General features: G+C 66.5%; 18 protein-coding genes. 12 read left to right on the top strand and 6 right to left on the bottom strand.

Annotated elements, in window-relative coordinates; genetic code table 11:
• Nucleotides 1-155 precede the first annotated feature (155 nt).
• From rpmI to pheT, 8 genes are all read left to right on the top strand, one after another.
• Nucleotides 156-356 (top strand): 50S ribosomal protein L35, encoded by a 201-nt coding sequence (rpmI, locus tag VQ045_RS02585; RefSeq protein ID WP_327624341.1) that lies wholly within the window; start codon nt 156-158, stop codon nt 354-356.
• Nucleotides 357-394: 38 nt separating this feature from the next.
• Nucleotides 395-814 (top strand): 50S ribosomal protein L20, encoded by a 420-nt coding sequence (rplT, locus tag VQ045_RS02580; protein ID WP_327624340.1) that lies wholly within the window; start codon nt 395-397, stop codon nt 812-814.
• Nucleotides 815-964: 150 nt separating this feature from the next.
• The gene (pheS, locus tag VQ045_RS02575) at nt 965-2,050 is read left to right on the top strand and encodes a phenylalanine--tRNA ligase subunit alpha (RefSeq protein ID WP_327624338.1); all 1,086 of its coding nucleotides are present in this window, start codon (nt 965-967) and stop codon (nt 2,048-2,050) included.
• 42 nt (nt 2,051-2,092) lie between these two features.
• Complete coding sequence (locus VQ045_RS21940; RefSeq protein ID WP_327645244.1) at nt 2,093-2,368, top strand: BrnT family toxin; 276 nt, start codon at nt 2,093-2,095, stop codon at nt 2,366-2,368.
• A complete protein-coding gene (locus VQ045_RS02570; protein WP_327624337.1) occupies nt 2,346-2,639 on the top strand; it encodes a BrnA antitoxin family protein in 294 nt (97 codons plus the stop codon). The genes VQ045_RS21940 and VQ045_RS02570 overlap by 23 nt, the downstream gene beginning before the upstream one ends.
• Nucleotides 2,636-3,061, top strand: coding sequence for a GFA family protein (locus VQ045_RS02565; protein ID WP_331829057.1), 426 nt, complete (start codon nt 2,636-2,638; stop codon nt 3,059-3,061). The genes VQ045_RS02570 and VQ045_RS02565 overlap by 4 nt, the downstream gene beginning before the upstream one ends.
• A gap of 55 nt (nt 3,062-3,116) precedes the next feature.
• The gene (locus VQ045_RS02560) at nt 3,117-3,527 is read left to right on the top strand and encodes a hypothetical protein (protein ID WP_327645246.1); all 411 of its coding nucleotides are present in this window, start codon (nt 3,117-3,119) and stop codon (nt 3,525-3,527) included.
• A 180-nt stretch (nt 3,528-3,707) separates the two neighbouring features.
• Nucleotides 3,708-6,122, top strand: coding sequence for a phenylalanine--tRNA ligase subunit beta (gene pheT / locus VQ045_RS02555; protein ID WP_331829056.1), 2,415 nt, complete (start codon nt 3,708-3,710; stop codon nt 6,120-6,122).
• Between the two features lie 57 nt (nt 6,123-6,179).
• Here pheT and VQ045_RS02550 read toward each other — a convergent pair whose 3' ends face one another.
• The 3 genes from VQ045_RS02550 to VQ045_RS02540 all read right to left on the bottom strand — a co-directional run bounded on the left by VQ045_RS02550 (nt 6,180) and on the right by VQ045_RS02540 (nt 10,139).
• Nucleotides 6,180-7,712, bottom strand: coding sequence for a YifB family Mg chelatase-like AAA ATPase (locus VQ045_RS02550; protein ID WP_327645249.1), 1,533 nt, complete (start codon nt 7,710-7,712; stop codon nt 6,180-6,182).
• 280 nt (nt 7,713-7,992) lie between these two features.
• Nucleotides 7,993-8,613: a YjbE family putative metal transport protein gene (locus tag VQ045_RS02545; protein WP_331829055.1), complete on the bottom strand. Its 621-nt coding sequence runs from the start codon at nt 8,611-8,613 to the stop codon at nt 7,993-7,995.
• Between the two features lie 143 nt (nt 8,614-8,756).
• The gene (locus VQ045_RS02540) at nt 8,757-10,139 is read right to left on the bottom strand and encodes a hypothetical protein (protein ID WP_331829054.1); all 1,383 of its coding nucleotides are present in this window, start codon (nt 10,137-10,139) and stop codon (nt 8,757-8,759) included.
• A 190-nt stretch (nt 10,140-10,329) separates the two neighbouring features.
• Between VQ045_RS02540 and trhO the strand changes: the two genes are divergently transcribed.
• Nucleotides 10,330-11,217: an oxygen-dependent tRNA uridine(34) hydroxylase TrhO gene (gene trhO / locus VQ045_RS02535; RefSeq protein WP_331829053.1), complete on the top strand. Its 888-nt coding sequence runs from the start codon at nt 10,330-10,332 to the stop codon at nt 11,215-11,217.
• Between the two features lie 15 nt (nt 11,218-11,232).
• Here trhO and ald read toward each other — a convergent pair whose 3' ends face one another.
• The gene (gene ald / locus VQ045_RS02530; protein WP_331829052.1) at nt 11,233-12,348 is read right to left on the bottom strand and encodes an alanine dehydrogenase; all 1,116 of its coding nucleotides are present in this window, start codon (nt 12,346-12,348) and stop codon (nt 11,233-11,235) included.
• Nucleotides 12,349-12,482: 134 nt separating this feature from the next.
• Here ald and VQ045_RS02525 point away from each other — a divergent pair, with 134 nt between their 5' ends.
• Nucleotides 12,483-12,956: an Lrp/AsnC family transcriptional regulator gene (locus VQ045_RS02525; RefSeq protein ID WP_331829051.1), complete on the top strand. Its 474-nt coding sequence runs from the start codon at nt 12,483-12,485 to the stop codon at nt 12,954-12,956.
• 20 nt (nt 12,957-12,976) lie between these two features.
• Here the strand turns inward: VQ045_RS02525 and cysG are convergent, their stop codons facing one another.
• Nucleotides 12,977-14,416, bottom strand: a complete 1,440-nt coding sequence (gene cysG, locus VQ045_RS02520; protein ID WP_331829098.1) for a siroheme synthase CysG — start codon at nt 14,414-14,416, stop codon at nt 12,977-12,979.
• Between the two features lie 350 nt (nt 14,417-14,766).
• Here cysG and VQ045_RS02515 point away from each other — a divergent pair, with 350 nt between their 5' ends.
• The gene (locus VQ045_RS02515; RefSeq protein WP_327645256.1) at nt 14,767-15,009 is read left to right on the top strand and encodes an antitoxin; all 243 of its coding nucleotides are present in this window, start codon (nt 14,767-14,769) and stop codon (nt 15,007-15,009) included.
• Entirely contained in the window at nt 15,006-15,398 is a 393-nt protein-coding gene (locus VQ045_RS02510) for a type II toxin-antitoxin system VapC family toxin (protein ID WP_327645258.1), read from the top strand. Before VQ045_RS02515 ends, VQ045_RS02510 begins: the two co-directional genes overlap by 4 nt.
• 13 nt (nt 15,399-15,411) lie before the next feature.
• Here VQ045_RS02510 and pobA read toward each other — a convergent pair whose 3' ends face one another.
• Entirely contained in the window at nt 15,412-16,584 is a 1,173-nt protein-coding gene (pobA, locus tag VQ045_RS02505; protein ID WP_327624401.1) for a 4-hydroxybenzoate 3-monooxygenase, read from the bottom strand.
• Between the last annotated feature and the right edge of the window lie 3 nt (nt 16,585-16,587).

Here is a 16,587-nt window from a genome sequence, read left to right as displayed (position 1 = left end):
GAGGCGCCTTATAAGCCCGTCGTCCAAGCGAACCGACCGGCAGGGCATGCCGTGGCGGTTCTCAATGCTGTCGCGACAATTCCGAATGAGACCGGAGCGGAGCAAGCCGGAAACGGTGGCCCGTCTAGTCGCGATCCTCACGTTAGGAGAGCAAAATGCCCAAGATGAAGACCAAGGCGAGCGCCAAGAAGCGCTTTAGAATGACGGCCTCCGGCCGCGTGAAGGCGGGTGCCGCCGGCAAGCGCCATGGCATGATCAAACGCTCCAACGACTTCCTTCGCGACTCGCGTGGCACGATGATTTTGTCGAAGCCAGACGAGCGGATCGTCAAGACCTACATGCCCTACGACCGCTGAGCGGCGTCGCGCATTTCTAGAATTCCAGGAGCAAGATCATGGCGAGAGTGAAACGGGGCGTCACGTCCCATGCCAAGCACAAGAAGGTTCTCAAGCAGGCCAAGGGTTTCTACGGCCGCCGCAAGAACACCATCCGCGCCGCCAAGGCCGCCGTCGACCGGTCGAAGCAGTACGCCACGCGCGATCGCCGCGTAAAGAAGCGCAATTTCCGCGCTTTGTGGATTCAGCGCATCAACGCGGCCGTCCGTGAGCATGGCCTGACCTATGGCCGCTTCATCGACGGTCTGGGCAAGGCCGGGATCGAGGTCGACCGCAAGGTTCTGTCCGACATCGCGATCCACGAGCCGGAGGCCTTCGCGGTTCTCTGCGAGCAGGCGAAGTCGGCACTGGCCTATCTCAAGGACAGCAAGTTCGAAGGCGCCTACGAGCGCGCCGTCGGCGAGAAGCGCGCGGCCTGAAGCCACGCCGCATATGACGCCAGGAAGGCCCGCGCCGCACCGCTGCGCGGGCCTTCCGCGTTTCGGGAGGGCGCTGGCGACTTCCCTCGGCGCGCCGCAAGCGCTAATCAGGCCGCCAGGCCGCCGGCGCGGCAAAGCATGGAGTGACAGGTGAGCGACACCGAAGCGTTCGAAGCACGGCTCGAGGCCGATATCGCAGCGGCCGGCGACGAGGCCGCGCTGGAGGCGATCCGGCTTGCCGAGCTCGGCAAGAAGGGCCGCATTTCCGAGATGCTGAAAGGCCTCGGCAAGATGAGCCCGGAGGAGCGCCGCGAGGCGGGTCCCAGGCTCAATGGGCTGCGCGATAGGGTCCAGGCGGCGATCGCGACACGCCGCGAGCAATTGGCTGACGTGGCGATCGCGGCGCGGCTCGCCGCCGAGCGGGTCGACGTCACCTTGCCGGTGCGTCCGAGCCCGGCGGCGCGCGGGCGCATCCATCCGATCAGCCAGGTCGTCGACGAGATCACCGCGATCTTCGCCGACATGGGCTTTGCCATCGCCGAAGGTCCGGACATCGAGACCGACTACTACAATTTCACCGCGCTGAATTTTCCCGAAGGCCACCCGGCCCGCGAAATGCACGACACCTTCTTCCTGAAGGCGAACGCGGCGGGCGAACGCAAGGTGCTGCGCACCCACACTTCGCCCGTGCAGATCCGCACCATGGAGAGCCAGAAGCCGCCGATCCGCATCGTCATTCCGGGCAAGACCTATCGGCAGGATTCCGATGCGACCCATTCGCCGATGTTCCATCAGGTCGAGGGGTTGGTCGTCGACAAGACAGCCAATGTCGCCAATATGAAGTGGGTGCTGGAAGAGTTCTGCAAGACGTTCTTCGAGGTGCCGTCGCTGAACATGCGCTTCCGCCCCTCCTTCTTCCCGTTCACCGAGCCTTCGCTGGAAGTCGACATCCAGTGCGACCGGTCCAAGCCCGGCGAGGTGCGGTTCGGCGAAGGCTCGGACTGGATGGAGATCCTGGGCTGCGGCATGGTGCATCCGAACGTCTTGCGCTCCGGCGGCCTCGATCCGGACGAATATCAGGGCTTTGCCTGGGGCATGGGCATCGATCGTCTCGCCATGCTGAAATACGGCATGCCGGATCTGCGCGCCTTCTTCGACGCCGACATCCGCTGGCTCGAGCATTACGGCTTCCGGCCGCTCGACATGCCAACCCTGTTCGGAGGCTTGAGCTCTTGACGGATCGGATTGTGGCCACGATTTGATTGACGGGCGCCGCCATTGGAGCTTGAATGGGACGAAGAAAAACGGCGGCGCACGCTTTTGGAACGCGGCCTCGACTTTGCGGATGTCGTGGAGTTCGAGTTCGAAACGGCAACGACCGTTGAGGACAATCGGCGTCCCTATGGCGAGGCACGGATGATCTCCACCGGTTATTTCCGCGGTCGCGTATGCGTCGTCTGTTATACGTACCGTTGGGACTGCGTCCGGATCATTTCGTTCCGAAAGGCCAATAGCCGGGAGATCGAGGACTATGAGCAGACTGCCGGACGATAGGCCGCCGCTGACCGACGAGGACGGCGAGGTCCGCGAACTGACGGCGGAGGATTTTCGCCACTTTAAACGGGCACGCGAAGTCCATCCCGAGCTCGTGGATGCCTTCGCCAGGCTTCGGGCTCAACGCGGCTCCCAGAAAGCGCCGACCAAGGAGCGCGTCGGCCTGAGGCTCGACCGCTCGGTGATCGATCATTTTCGCGCTGGCGGTCCGGGCTGGCAGTCGCGGATCAACGCGGTTCTGGCCGAACATGTGAAGGCCGCCGGAAGGTGAGCGAAAGAGCGCCCCCTGATGTCCGCCACGCTGGCGGCTGCCGTTGCGGACGCGTCCGCTTTCGTGCCTCGGCCGACCCAATTTTCACCAGCTATTGCCACTGCCGTGACTGCCGCAAGGCGTCCGGTGCGCCGGTTCTGGCTTTCGTCGGCTTCTACCGCGATGACGTCACCTTCGAGGCGGCAGGCGAGAAGGACTATGGCGATGGCCCGGCCAGGCGCTCGTTCTGTCCCGAATGCGGGACGCCGATCGCCTATCGCGACGATCGGCTGGCTGATCGCATTTACTTCGTTCTCGGAGCGATGGACGCGCCGCAATGCTACCCGCCGACCCATCACGCCTTTCTGTGCGAGGCGCTGGATTTTCCGGCGATCGAGGATGGCCTGCCGCGATATCGGCGGTTCAGCGTAGAGCGGCCTTGATTTCTGACGCAATGCCGCAGATGGACATCCTTCAAGGCAACAACGGAACCCCGCCATGTCCCCGCGCATGATCGTCCTCGAAGTGATCGCCGTCGTCGCCGGCGCGATCATCGGCTTGCTTGTCGTCGATTTTTTCCACTGGCTGTTCGCCGATGGTGCCTTCTTCGCGCTGCTGTCGTCGCTCGGCCGCATCGTGGTGGCGCTGGTGACCGTCGGCCTGTTCGCCTTCTACTATCGCTCGATGCCGCCGACGCCGGCCGCGCTCGCTTCGTTCTTCACCGGCGTCGGCCTGCCGGCAATCCTCGACAAATTCGGCTTCGATTCCCCGCTCAGTTGGGGAACGCTGTTGTTCCTGTATGCGATTTTCGCCGTCGTCGCGCTGTTCACCTATCGCTTCGTCCATGCCAACGCGGCCGTCCGTCGCGTGGCCGGCGAAATCACCTCCTCCGACGGCCCGAATCCGTAGAGCGGGCATTTCCGGTAGTCTTCCGCCGGCGACCTTTCCGTTGACGCGGACAACCTTCGCGTCCTACGCAGCAGGGCCGCGCCCGGCGCGTGTCTTGCGCCGAGCGCCGGCTCCGTTCTTCGAGACATCCATCCTTCGCGCCGCAAGGCCCGCTCGCAACCCAACCGACGATCGCTTCCCATGAAATTCACCCTCTCCTGGCTCAAGGATCATCTCGACACCGACGCATCCCTTGCCGCTATCTGCGAACGCCTGACGATGATCGGGTTGGAGGTCGAAGCCGTCGACGACCGCGCCGTGTTCGCGCCGTTCCGGATCGCGCGGGTGCTCTCCGCCGAAAAGCACCCTGACGCCGACAAGCTGAAGGTGTTGACCGTCGAGGCCGGGCCGGAGATTAACGACGGCAAGCCGCTGCGGATCGTCTGCGGCGCGCCGAACGCCCGCGCCGGGCTGGTCGGCGTCCTCGCGATCCCCGGCACCTATGTGCCAGGCATCGACACGACCCTGTCGATCGGGCGGATTCGCGGCGTCGAATCCCACGGCATGATGTGTTCCGAGCGCGAACTGGAACTCTCCGACAGCCATGACGGGATCATCGATCTGGCGGAAGACGCACCGGTCGGCGCCAAATTCGCCGACTATGCCGATCTCGCCGACCCGGTCATCGAGATCAATTTGACGCCGAACCGCCCCGACGCGACCGGCGTTGCCGGCATCGCGCGCGATCTCGCCGCCTCCGGCCTCGGAACGTTGAAGACGAAGGCGTCGGAGCGGATCGAAGGGGAAGGCGACTGCCCGGTCGCCGTTCGTGTCGAGAGCGCCACCTGCACCGGCTTCGCGCTCCGCCAGGTGGCGGGAGTCGCCAACGGCGCCTCGCCGCAGTGGATGCAGAAGCGTCTGCGGGCGATCGGACTTCGCCCGATCAACGCCCTCGTCGACATCACCAACTACGTCACCTTCGACCGCGGCCGGCCCCTGCACGTCTTCGACGCCGCCAAGGTGGCGGGCGATCTCGTCGTGCGCGACGCCAAGGCCGGCGAGGCGGTGCTGGCGCTCGATGGCCGCACCTACACGCTCGCCGACGGCATGTGCGTCATCGCCGACGACAAAGGAGTGGAATCGATCGCCGGGATCATGGGCGGCGAACAGTCCGGCTGCGACGCGGCGACCACCGACGTCCTCATCGAGTCGGCGCTTTGGGAGCCGGTCGACATCGCCCGCACCGGCCGGACGCTCGGCATCATTACCGACGCCCGCTACCGCTTCGAGCGCGGCGTCGACCCGGCCTTCATGGAGCCGGGGCTGGACCTCGCGACGCGTCTGGTCCTCGATATTTGCGGCGGCACGCCGTCGCGGCGCACCGTCGTCGCGGAAGCGACGCGTGAGACGCGGTCGATCCCGTTGCCCTTCGGCGAAGTCGAGCGGTTGACCGGGCTGACCGTCACGCCGGACGAGCAGGTGGCCATCTTGAAGCGGCTCGGCTTCGGTGTGTCGAGCGACGGCGCGGCGGCAAGCGTGACGGTTCCGAGCTGGCGCCCCGACGTGGACGGCAAGGCCGATCTCGTCGAGGAGATCATGCGCCTCACCGGCGTCGAGACGATCGAACCCCAGCCGCTGGCGGCCGCGGCTTCCGTCAACACCCGCATCCTCACCGTTCCGCAGATCCGCGACCGTGCCGCCCGCCGGGCGCTGGCCGCGCGCGGCATGGTCGAGACCGTGAACTACAGCTTCATTCCCGAGAACCACGCCATGGCTTTCGGCGGCGGCACTGAGGCGCTGAAGCTGGAAAATCCGATCTCGGCGGACATGTCCGACATGCGGCCTTCGCTGCTGCCGGGCCTGATCGCGGCCGCAAGCCGCAACGCTGCCCGGGGCTATGGCGACACCGCCCTGTTCGAGGTGGCGGCGGTCTACGCCTCCGACGAGCCGGACGGCCAGATGCGCGTCGCCGGCGGCGTGCGGCGCGGGACGGCCGTGCATAGCGGCGCGGGCCGGTCCTGGGACGGCAACGCCCCCGCCGTCTCCGTCTTTGAGGCCAAGGCCGACGCCATCGCCGCGCTGGAAGCGGCCGGTGCGCCCGTCGACCGGCTGATGATCGAAGCACCTGCGAGCGATTGGTATCATCCCGGCCGCTCCGGCCGTATCAAGCTCGGCCCGAAGGTGATCCTCGCCGAGTTCGGCGAGTTTCATCCCAAAACCTTGAAGCAGATCGACGCTGCCGGCGCGTTCTGCGGCTTCGAGGTGTTCCTCGACGCGATCCCCGAGCCCAAGCGCAAGGCCACCCGCACCAAGCCGGTGCTGACCCTGTCGCCGTTCCAGCCGGTGCGCCGCGACTTCGCCTTCGTCGTCGATGCCGGCGTGGAGGCGCTGAAGCTCGTGCGCGCCGCCGAGGGTGCGGACAGGAAGCTGGTCGGCGAGGTACGCGTCTTCGACGTCTTTTCCGGCGCAGCGCTCGGCGAAGGCAAGAAGTCCGTCGCCATCGAGGTGACCCTCAATCCGGCCGACCGGACGCTGACCGACGAAGATTTGGAAGCGGTTTCGGCCAAGATCGTCGCCCAGGTCGAAAAGGCCACTGGCGGCACGCTGCGCGGCTGACGCTCCACTGCGAATGGGGCAACGGCCTCGGCGGCTGCCGGCGATCGCGCTGCGCGCTCACGCCGCGGCCGCCAGCCGCTCGCCGGCGACGCGGTAGGAGATCGCCTCGGCGAGATGAATACGCCTGACGGTTTCGTCCTGGTCGAGATCGGCCAGGGTGCGCGCGACCTTCAGGATGCGGTGATAGGCGCGGGCCGAGAACCTCATCTGCTCGGCGGCATCCCGTAGGAGCTTCAGGCCCTCGGCGTCGGGCGCGGCGATCGTCTCGATGAGGGCGGCCGAGCAATGGGCGTTGACCGTCGCCCCGGACAGGCCTTCGGCCTCGTAACGCTCGATCTGGAGCGCGCGGGCCGCCGCCACCCGTGCCTTGACCGCCAGTGACGTCTCGGACGGCTGCGGCCGGATCATGTCGGCGGCGGTGACCGCCGGCACGTCGACGCGCAGATCGATCCGGTCCATCAGTGGGCCCGAGATCCGCGCCTGATAATCGGCCGCGCAGCGGGCCCCGCGCGCGCAGGAGCGGCCGGGCTCGCCGGCCATGCCGCAGCGACAGGGATTCATCGCCGCGACCAGCTGCATCTTGGCTGGATAGGTGACGCGGTGATTGGCCCGCGCGATGACGCTCTCGCCCGCCTCGAGCGGCTGCCGCAGCGAGTCGAGCACCACCGGCGAGAATTCGGGAAACTCGTCGAGGAAGAGGACGCCGCGATGGGCGAGCGACACCTCGCCGGGCCGGGCGCGCAAGCCGCCGCCGACCATCGCCGCCATGGAGGCGGAATGATGCGGCGCGCGGAACGGGCGCCGGTCGGAGAGCTTTCCCCCGGAGAGTTCTCCGGCGATCGAGGCGATCATCGAGACTTCGAGGAGTTCCTTGGGGGTCAGCGCCGGCAGGATCGAGGGCAGCCGCTGGGCGAGCATCGACTTGCCGGAGCCGGGCGGTCCGACCATCAGGAGATTGTGGCCGCCCGCGGCGGCGATTTCGAGCGCCCGCTTGGCGACCGTCTGCCCCTTGATCTCGGAGAGGTCCGGCAGGTTGGCGGGCGCGGCCCTGACCGCCGGTTCCGGCCGCGCGACGATCTGGGTGCCGCGAAAATGATTGGCGATCTGGATCAGGCTGCGGGCGGCAATGATGTCCATGTCGCCGCTTGCCCAGGCCGCTTCCGCGCCACAATCGGCCGGGCAGATCAGCCCGAGACCGATGGCGTTGGCGCCGATCGCGGCGGGGAGCGTCCCGGCCACCGCAGTCAGCATGCCATCGAGCGAGAGTTCTCCCAGGACAACGTAGCCCGCGAGCATGTCGGAGGGGATCGCGCCGAGCGCCGCCATCAGTCCGAGCGCGATCGGCAGGTCGTAGTGGCTGCCCTCCTTGGGCAGGTCGGCCGGGGCGAGGTTGACGGTGACCTTTTTGGGCGGCATCGACAGGCCCGAGGCGTGCAGCGCCGCCTGGACGCGTTCCCGGCTTTCGGCGACCGCCTTGTCGGGCAGGCCGACGATCTGGATGCCGACCTTGCCGGGGGCGACCATGACCTGGACGTCGACCGGGACGGCCTCGATTCCCTGAAACGCGACGGTCTTGACGCGCGACACCATGGCGTCACCCCCTCGAACCGGCGGCCTGTTCCCCGCCACGGGGAGTGCGGCCGCCTTGACCAAGAATGCCTCAAGGTAAGCATGATTTTGGGAATGAAACAAGAACATCATTCGAACAAAGCCGCGCCGAATCGAGTCGCGCCGTTCAAGCGGATGATTCCTTAAAGGCAAATAAATTCAGGATTAGCCATGTTTTCCGGCCTCGGCGGCTCACCTCGCAGGGCCCGCTGACGACACCACGGGCGACCGACCATCGCCTCGCTTTTGCCTGTCGCCGGCTTCAGCCCAGCAGGTACGGCGCGGTCTCCTGCCAGCCTTCGTAGATCATCTTCAGCGCGACATAGAGGATGATCACCAGGCCGATATAGCCTATCCAGCGATAGCGGCCGAGCAGCCGCGCGATCAGCGTCGCGGCGAGGCCCATCAGCGCGATCGACAGGATCAGGCCGAGCACCAGCACCCAGAGGTGCTCGCGGGCCGCGCCGGCGATGGCGAGCACGTTGTCGAGCGACATCGAGACATCGGCGAGAACGATCTGCCAGATCGCTTGGCTGAGCGACTTGCGCGGTGCCAGGCTTGCGCTGTCGCCATAGAGCGCGGCTTCGGCGGCGAGGTCCGGCACCCGCAGCTCCTGCCACATCTTCCAACTCACCCAGAGCAGCAGCAGCCCGCCAGCCAAAAGCAGGCCGACGATCTCGAGCAGCTGCGTCGTGACCGTGGCGAAGCCGATGCGCAGCACCGTGGCGGCGATGATGCCGACGAGGATCGCCTTGCCGCGTTGCGCGGCCGGCAGGCCGGCCGCGGCGAGACCGATCACCACGGCATTGTCGCCGGCGAGCACCAGATCGATCATGATGACCTGCGCCAGCGCCGTCAGGGATTCTGCCGTCAGAAATTCCATCGCCAAGAAAGCTTTCGGGAAAATATGGAGCCGTTCGTCTCGACCGGAGGGTTTGGGCGTCGGCGTGCAGGACGCCGCTTGAAGTAGTGCAATCGCCGCGTGCGGGAAAGCGCTTGCCGTCTATCCGGGCCAAAATGGAACAGTCACAGCAGCGCGGCAACCAACACCGACAGCGACAACGCCAGTCCGGCGACGAGATTGAAGCCGCGGTTCCAGACCAGGCCGACTTGGAGCGCACTGGTATGGCCAAGTCGGCCGACCAGCATGGTCGTCGCCGTGAAGGGCGACGACGCGCCGGTCAACGCCCAGCCGGCGGTCAGCGCAACGATGATGGCGTTCGGCGAGACTCCCAGGGTTTCGGCGGACGGAAGCAACGGGGCGAGCAGCGAAACCGACAGCAGAGGGTTCATGCCGATCTGGCCGAGCAGCGGGATGATCCAGACCAATGCGACCAGGACGAGCGGGCCGGGAAGCGCGGCAAGACCGGCCGGTTGGCTTTCCATCAATGGCTGCAGCAGCGCGCTGCCGACCGTGCCGATGAACCCGGCCATGACCAGGAGGACGAGCTCCGACTGGTAGGATGGCACCTCAGCGATCGTAAAGGTCCGCAGATGGGTGAGCCAGCGCCACGCGGTGCCCTCCGGCCCACGCGTCTGGACGAACAGCCAGCCGACGGCCAGCGTCGGGACCAGCAGCATGACTACCGCGATCATCCGCAGGCCGGTCAAAAGCTCGAGCGCCGCGACGCCCGAAAACAGCAGCAGCAACAGCGCCAGCAGCGGCTTCAGGTCGCGCCAGCTGCCGATCGGCTTCGCGCGTGCCGGGCGCGGCTGCGAGAGCTTTGGCTTGTAGAGCGAATCCAGCGCCCAGCCGACGAAGGTCACCAGGACGGCGTTGAGAATGGCGAAGCCCGCCGCGCCGCTCCAAGAGGAGCCCGGGATGATCGAGGTGGTGATCGCCATGGCAAAGGCGAGCGGCGACCACGCCAGGGTGGCGACGAAGCCGCGCTGGATGGCCAAAAGCATGCGTCGGTTGCGGATCTCGCGAATCTGCGCGTTGGTCTCCCGATTCGCGATGCTTTCCGTCAGGCCGCCGAGCAGCGAGATCGCGCCGTAATTGAGGATGAGCGCGAACAGGTGGCCGCCGATCGTCAGGGCCAGATAGCGCTTGCCCGGCGGCTGCGTCGCCAGATACTGCCCGCAGCGCGCGATCGCCGGCGAGGTCGAGGCAGGATTGCGCAGCGAGGCGAGGGCGATGAAGAATGCCGCGATGAACGATCCCTGGGCGAGTCCGCGAAGCGCGATGTCTTGCCAGTCGGGCCGGAAAATGACGGCGGCCGCGACAAGGCCGAGGCCGGCCGCGACGAAAGCCTGCCGCGACGGACGCGCGCGGGGCGCGGCAAGCGCGAGAAATGCCACGATCCCTGCCGAGCCGACCATCGACGCCGTCGCGTCGCCGGTCCATTCGCGCAGGAGGACGGCAAAGGCGGTGACGATCAGCACGACGCCGATGACACGGTCGAGCACGGGCGATGGAACTCCGAAGGGTTGCGAGCAGGTGGCGGGATTCGTTTCCCTCTCTTATCATCTTCCGGTCGGCCGTCACCGCAACGCGGGAGAAAATTCGCCGATCGCCCGGACACAGGCCGACACCGCTGGAGGAACGCTGGCGCGCCCGCGCATTTGTCAGGCGCGACTCGTGGCGCTATGAGGCGGCATGCCGTTCACCGTCGCTGCCTTCTACCGGTTCGTCCCGCTCGATGATCTGCCGTCGTTCAAGGCGGCGCTCGCCGCCTTCTGCGCCGAGCGCGAGGCACGCGGTACGATCCTGATCGCGCCCGAGGGTGTCAACGGCACCATCGCCGGAACGAAGCCGGCGATCGCCGCGATCATCGACGAACTCGACCGCCGCTGCGGCATCCGGCGCGGCGAGGTCAAATTCTCCGAAGCCGATGCCTGGCCCTTCGCGCGGCTGAAGATCCGCATCCGGCCCGAGATCATCACCATGCGCGCGCCCGAGGCCAATCCGTCGATGCAAGTCGGCACCTATGTCGAAGCGCAGGACTGGAACGCGCTGATTGCCGATCCGGAGGTGGTCGTCGTCGACACCCGCAACCGTTACGAGACCAAGGTCGGCGGCTTCGAGGGGGCGATCGACCCCGGCATCGACAATTTCACCGAATTCAAGGATTTCGTCGCGGCCAGCCTCGACCCGAAGGCCCATCGAAAGGTTGCGATGTTCTGCACGGGCGGCATCCGCTGCGAAAAGGCCTCGGCCTACATGCTGTCGAAGGGGTTCGAGAGCGTTTTCCACCTCAGGGGCGGCATCCTGAAATATCTCGAGGAGGTGCCGGAAGACGACAGCCGCTGGCGGGGCGACTGCTACGTCTTCGACGGGCGGGTCGCCGTCGGCCACGGGCTGGAGGCGACCGACTGGGCCGCGTGTTTCGGCTGCGGGGCGCCGCTCTCGCCCGATGATCAGGCATCGTCGGCCTACGAGGACGGCGTCTCCTGCCCGCATTGCATCGACCGGCTCACCGAGGAGAAAGCCGCGGCGCTACGCGAGCGCCAGCGGCAGATGACGACGAGCGAAACCGCCGACTGACCGCTCAGCGCTGCCTCAGGCGGCCAGCGCCTGGTTGGCGTCGATCATCGCCCGGCCGAGCGATTCGGCGACGGCCCGGTTGGTGATCTGACCACGATGAACGTTGAGCCCGTGCATCAGGTGCGGGTCGGCCGACAACGCCTCGAGCCTGCGGTTGGCCAGCGCCAGGCCGAAGGGTAGCGTCGCGTTGTTGAGCGCGTGCGCCGAGGTGATCGGCACGGCGCCCGGCATGTTGGCGACGCAGTAATGCACGACGCCGTCGATCTCGAAAGTCGGTTCGGCGTGAGTCGTCGCATGCGAGGTCTCGAAGCAGCCGCCCTGGTCGATGGCGACATCGACCAGCACCGCGCCCTTTTTCATACCGGAGAGCATCTCGCGGGTGACGAGCTTTGGCGCCGAGGCTCCGGGGATGAGCACCGCGCCGATCACGGCGTCGGCGGCGAACACTTCTTCCTCGATCGCCGTCTTGGTCGAATAGCGCGTATGAACGCGGCCGGCGAAGAGGTCGTCGAGGTCGCGCAGACGCTGGATCGAACGGTCGAGGATGGTGACGTCGGCGCCGAGGCCGATCGCCATCTTGGCCGCTTCCTTGCCAACGACGCCGCCGCCGATGATGACGATCTTGCCGGGGGCGACGCCGGGAACGCCGCCGAGCAACACGCCGCGCCCGCCATGGGCCTTTTCGAGAGCCCGGGCCGCGGCCTGGATCGACAGTCGGCCCGCGACCTCCGACATCGGCGCCAGCAGCGGCAAGCCGCCGCGCCCGTCGGTGACGGTCTCGTAGGCGATCGCGGTCACGCCCGAAGCGAGCAATCCCTCGGTCTGCTTCGGGTCCGGCGCGAGGTGGAGATAGGTGTAGAGGATCTGGCCCTCGCGCAGCTGCGCCCACTCGTTCGGCTGTGGCTCCTTGACCTTCACCACCATGTCGGCGGCCTTGAAGACTTCGGCGGCATCGGCGGCGATCGTCGCGCCCGCAGCCTGGTAATCGGCATCGCTGGCGTCGATGCCCGCTCCGGCGCCGGTCTCGATGAGCACCTCATGGCCCTGGGCGACATATTCGCGGGCCGCCGACGGCGTCAGGCCGACTCGGTATTCGTGGTTCTTGATCTCTTTCGGGCAGCCGACGCGCATGATGGTCCTCCTCTGGGCGATCTCGCAGATTTCGCCGGGAAGCGGTCGCAATGTCCTTTCGAAATTGAGGCGTTTGACGGGAGGTTGCACAACGAACTTGCGTCACATTGGTGTTAGGCGCAAAAATCCGGTGCATGGACGCCTTGGACCGATTCGACCTTGCCATTATGCGCGCTTTGGAGCGCGAAGGGCGACTGGCCAACAACACTCTTGCCGAACGGGTCGGCCTGTCGCCCTCGGCCTGTTCCCGCCGGCTCGACCGGCTGGAGGCGACCGGCGCGATTCTTAGCTATCATGCCCGGCTGTCCAATCGCGCGCTCGGCCATCCGATCACCGTCCTCGTGCATATCGGGCTGTCCGGCCAGAGCGAACGCCAATTGGCGGAGTTCGAGGCGGCGGCGAAGCGCTGTCCGAACGTGATCGTCTGCTTCCTGATGTCGGGCGAATACGACTATCTCCTGCGGATCGCGGCCCGCGATCTGGAGGACTACGAGCGCATCCACAAGACCCATCTGTCGGCGTTTCCGCATGTCGTGCGGATCAACTCGTCCTTCGCGTTGCGCGAAGTCCTCGATCGCTCGACGGTGCAGATCGATCCGGGGGTGTGAGCCGGGAATGACGAGACAGGTCAGCCGGTAACTGCTTCGGCCGTGTCCTCGTCCTGGTCTGTCGCGGCGGCGCGCGCATGATCGGCGAACACCCGGCCGACGCCGATGAGGATCGGCCGGTCGACGCCGATCTGAGCGACGATCGCGCCGAGATCGGCGAGCGTGCCGGCGGCCTTGGTTTCGTCGTCGCGGCTGAGATTGGCGGCGACCGCCACCGGCGTCGTCTCCGGCAGACCGTTGGCGATCAGCCGCGCGGCGATCTTCGGCGCCATCCGGCCACCCATGTAGAAGATCGTCGTTGCGTGATCGTCGGCCAACGCCCGCCAGTCGAGGTCCTCCGGCAGACCGCCCTGCTTGGAATGGCCGGTAACGAACCGCACCTGTTGAGCGCGGTCGCGGTGGGTCAGCGAAACGCCGAAGGTGGCGGCCAGCGCCGAGGCGGCAGTGATGCCCGGCACGATCGCGACCGGGATGTTCTCGCGATGCAACTCGTCGAGTTCCTCGCCGGCCCGGCCGAACACCGAGACGTCGCCAGATTTCAGCCGCACGACATGCTTGCCCGCCTTGGCGAACTGCACCATCATCCGGTTGATGTCTTCCTGGCGGCAGCTTTCGCGGGTGGCGCGCTTGCCGACCAGCATCCGCTTGGCCTCGCGGCGGGCGAGTTCCAGAATCTCGTCGGACACGAGGTCGTCGAACAGGATGACGTCGGCCGCCTGCAGGGCGCGCACGGCCTTCAGCGTCAACAACTCGGCTTCGCCAGGCCCGGCGCCGACCAGCGTCACGCGACCGCCGGCTTGCGGAGAGCGGGCAAGCTCGGCGACGAAGTCCTGGGCGTCGCTCTCCGCGTTCGCGTCCGGCGTGCGAGTCGTAAAGGCGCGGTCGGAGAAGCGCTCCCAGAAGGCGCGGCGCAGCGGCCCCGGCGCCAGCCGGTCCATCACGTCCGCGCGGATTTTCGAGGCGAGCGCCGCCCAGCCCGCGAGTGCCGGTGGCAGCAGCGTCTCGATGCGCCGGCGGATCGCCTGACCGAGAATCGGCGCGGCGCCGTCGGTGGCAATGCCGATGACGACCGGCGAACGGTTGACGATCGAGCCGAAGCGGAAATCGCAGAAGGCCGGTTTGTCGACGACATTGACCGGAACGCCCGCAGCCTTGGCCGCGCAATAGAAGGTCTGTGCCTCGGCTTCGCTCTCCACATCGCCGACGGCGATCGCCGCACCGGCGAAGATGTCGGCCGACCATGGCTGGTCGTGATGATGGATGCGGCCCACAACCGGCGGAGCGGCCAGAAGCTCGGCCATCTCCGCGTCGAGGTCGTCGGACGGCGCATAGAAGTCGACATGCGCCCCGGCCGAGGCCAGCAGTTCCGCCTTCCAGGCCGCGCCGGCGGAGCCGCCGGCCATGACGACACGCTTGGCTCCGAGGTCGAAGAACACCGGCAGGGTCGCGAGCTCGCCCATGCGCGCCGGGCGCAAAGGCTCACGCTCGCCGATCCCGTCGTCGGATCGGTCGTTGTCGCGGATGAACGGGCGCTCGGCCATGTCGTCGTCCTCGTTGAGGTCAAGCTTGCAGTCACACTGCATAAGCCTTGAACCCGCGACAAGGCGAGGCGAAATTTTGCGCATTCTCGCGTAAAAAGAGGCTGTCTTTCGTCATGTGGGGTCCCGCGCGACAAGATGGGATGCTCTCAGAGGGCGCCTCCTCTCTTATCGAGACGGTCGGCCCAAGATCCCCCGCCATGACGTCTTTGCGCTTGTCGCCACCGCTCAGTCGATATATCTTTTTGCCATATACCATTAGGAGGTTTGGAATGAGCACGGCGAAAGTCTTCTGGTCGGGCCGTTCGCAGGCTGTCCGGCTTCCCAAGGAGTTTCGATTCGCCGGCGAGACCGTGCGTATCCGGCGGCACGGCAGCGCCGTCATTCTGGAGCCTGTGGAACAGGACTGGAAGTGGCTCGACGATCTGATCGGCCCCGTGGACAGTGATTTCGAGAGCGCGGCGACGGAGCGCCCGACAGGGGAACAAGACCGCGATTTCAGCGTCTTCGAATGACATTTCTGCTCGATACGAATGCCGTCATCGCCGTGCTGAAGGGGAACGTCGAGGTTCATGGACGCCTCAAGCAGCATTCGCCCGAGCACTACGCCATCTCCGTCGTCGTCGCGCACGAACTCTATTACGGTGCCTACAAGAGCGTTCGGGTTGCCGAAAATCTGGCGCGGCTGGATGAATTGCGGTTCCAGATCCTTGAACTCGATCGGGAGGACGCGTGGCAGGCCGCGAAGATTCGGGCGAAGCTCGCAGGAGTGGGATTGCCGATCGGCCCCTATGACGTCCTCATCGCGGGGCAGGCGATGGCGCGCTCATTGACGCTCATCACGCACAACCGGCGCGAGTTCGAACGAGTCGAGGGCCTCCAACTGGAAGATTGGGAGGCCTGAAGAGTCGCGGCCCTCAATACGCCAATCCGACATAGTTCTCCGCCAGTGCCGTCTGGGCCGCTTGCGAGGAGGCGAGATAGTCGAATTCGGCTTCCTGGATGCGCTGGGAGAAGGCGCCATCCGCCTCGAACATGTGGATCATCGAGGTGAACCACCAGGAAAAGCGTTCGGCCTTCCAGACCCGGGCGAGCGCCGTCTCGGAATAGGTTTCCAGTAGGTGGTCGTCCTTGTCGCGGTAATGGGCGATCAGCGCCCGCGACAGGTAATGGACGTCGGAGACGGCGAGGTTCAGCCCCTTGGCCCCGGTCGGCGGCACGATATGCGCCGCGTCCCCGGCCAGGAACAGCCGGCCGTGGCACATCGGCTCGGCGACGAAGGATCTGAGCGGCGCGATCGATTTCTCGATCGAGGGACCGCGCTTGAGATGGGCGGCGACCCGAGGCGGCAGTCGCGCCTCGAGCTCGTCGAAGAAGCGCTCGTCCGGCCAGTTGGCGACGTCGTCGGCGGCGTCGCACTGGAGGTAGTAGCGCGACAATTGCGGACTTCTGAGCGAGCAGAGCGCAAAGCCGCGCGCGTGATGGGCGTAGATCAGCTCGTCCTGGATTGGCGGCGTCCGGGTGAGGATACCGAGCCAGCCGAACGGATAGACCCGTTCGAAGGTCCGCAGCAGATCGGCCGGAATGGTCTGGCGGCAGACGCCGTGGAAGCCGTCGCAACCGGCGACGTAATCGCATTCGAGGCTGTGCTCGCCGTCCTGCGTATGGAAGGTCACGAACGGCGTGTCGGTCGTGATGTCCCACAGATGGATGTCCTCGGCCTCGTGGATAACCGGTACGCCGGCTTCGTCGAGCGCGTCGTAAAGATCGTGGGTAACCTCGGTCTGGCCGTAGACGGTGACGGTTTTGCCGGTCAGCTCGCGCAGGCCGATATGCAGGACTTCGCCGCGCCAGGCGATGTCGAGCCCGTCATGCACGAGCCCCTCCCGGTCAAGGCGCGCGCCGACGCCGGCGGTCCTCAGAATATCCGTCGTGCCCTTTTCCAGAACGCCCGCGCGGATGCGCGACAAGACGTAATCGCGGCTTCTGCGCTCGATGACGACGCTGTCGATCCCGGCGCGGTGAAGGATGAGCGCCAGCAGAAGCCCGGCCGGTCCGCCGCCAATAATGGCGACGCGGGTGCGCTCCATCCG

The organism is Aurantimonas sp. E1-2-R+4, assembly GCF_036549515.1.
Lineage (GTDB): Bacteria > Pseudomonadota > Alphaproteobacteria > Rhizobiales > Rhizobiaceae > Aurantimonas > Aurantimonas coralicida_A.
This window is presented reverse-complemented; position numbering and strand designations above follow the sequence as displayed.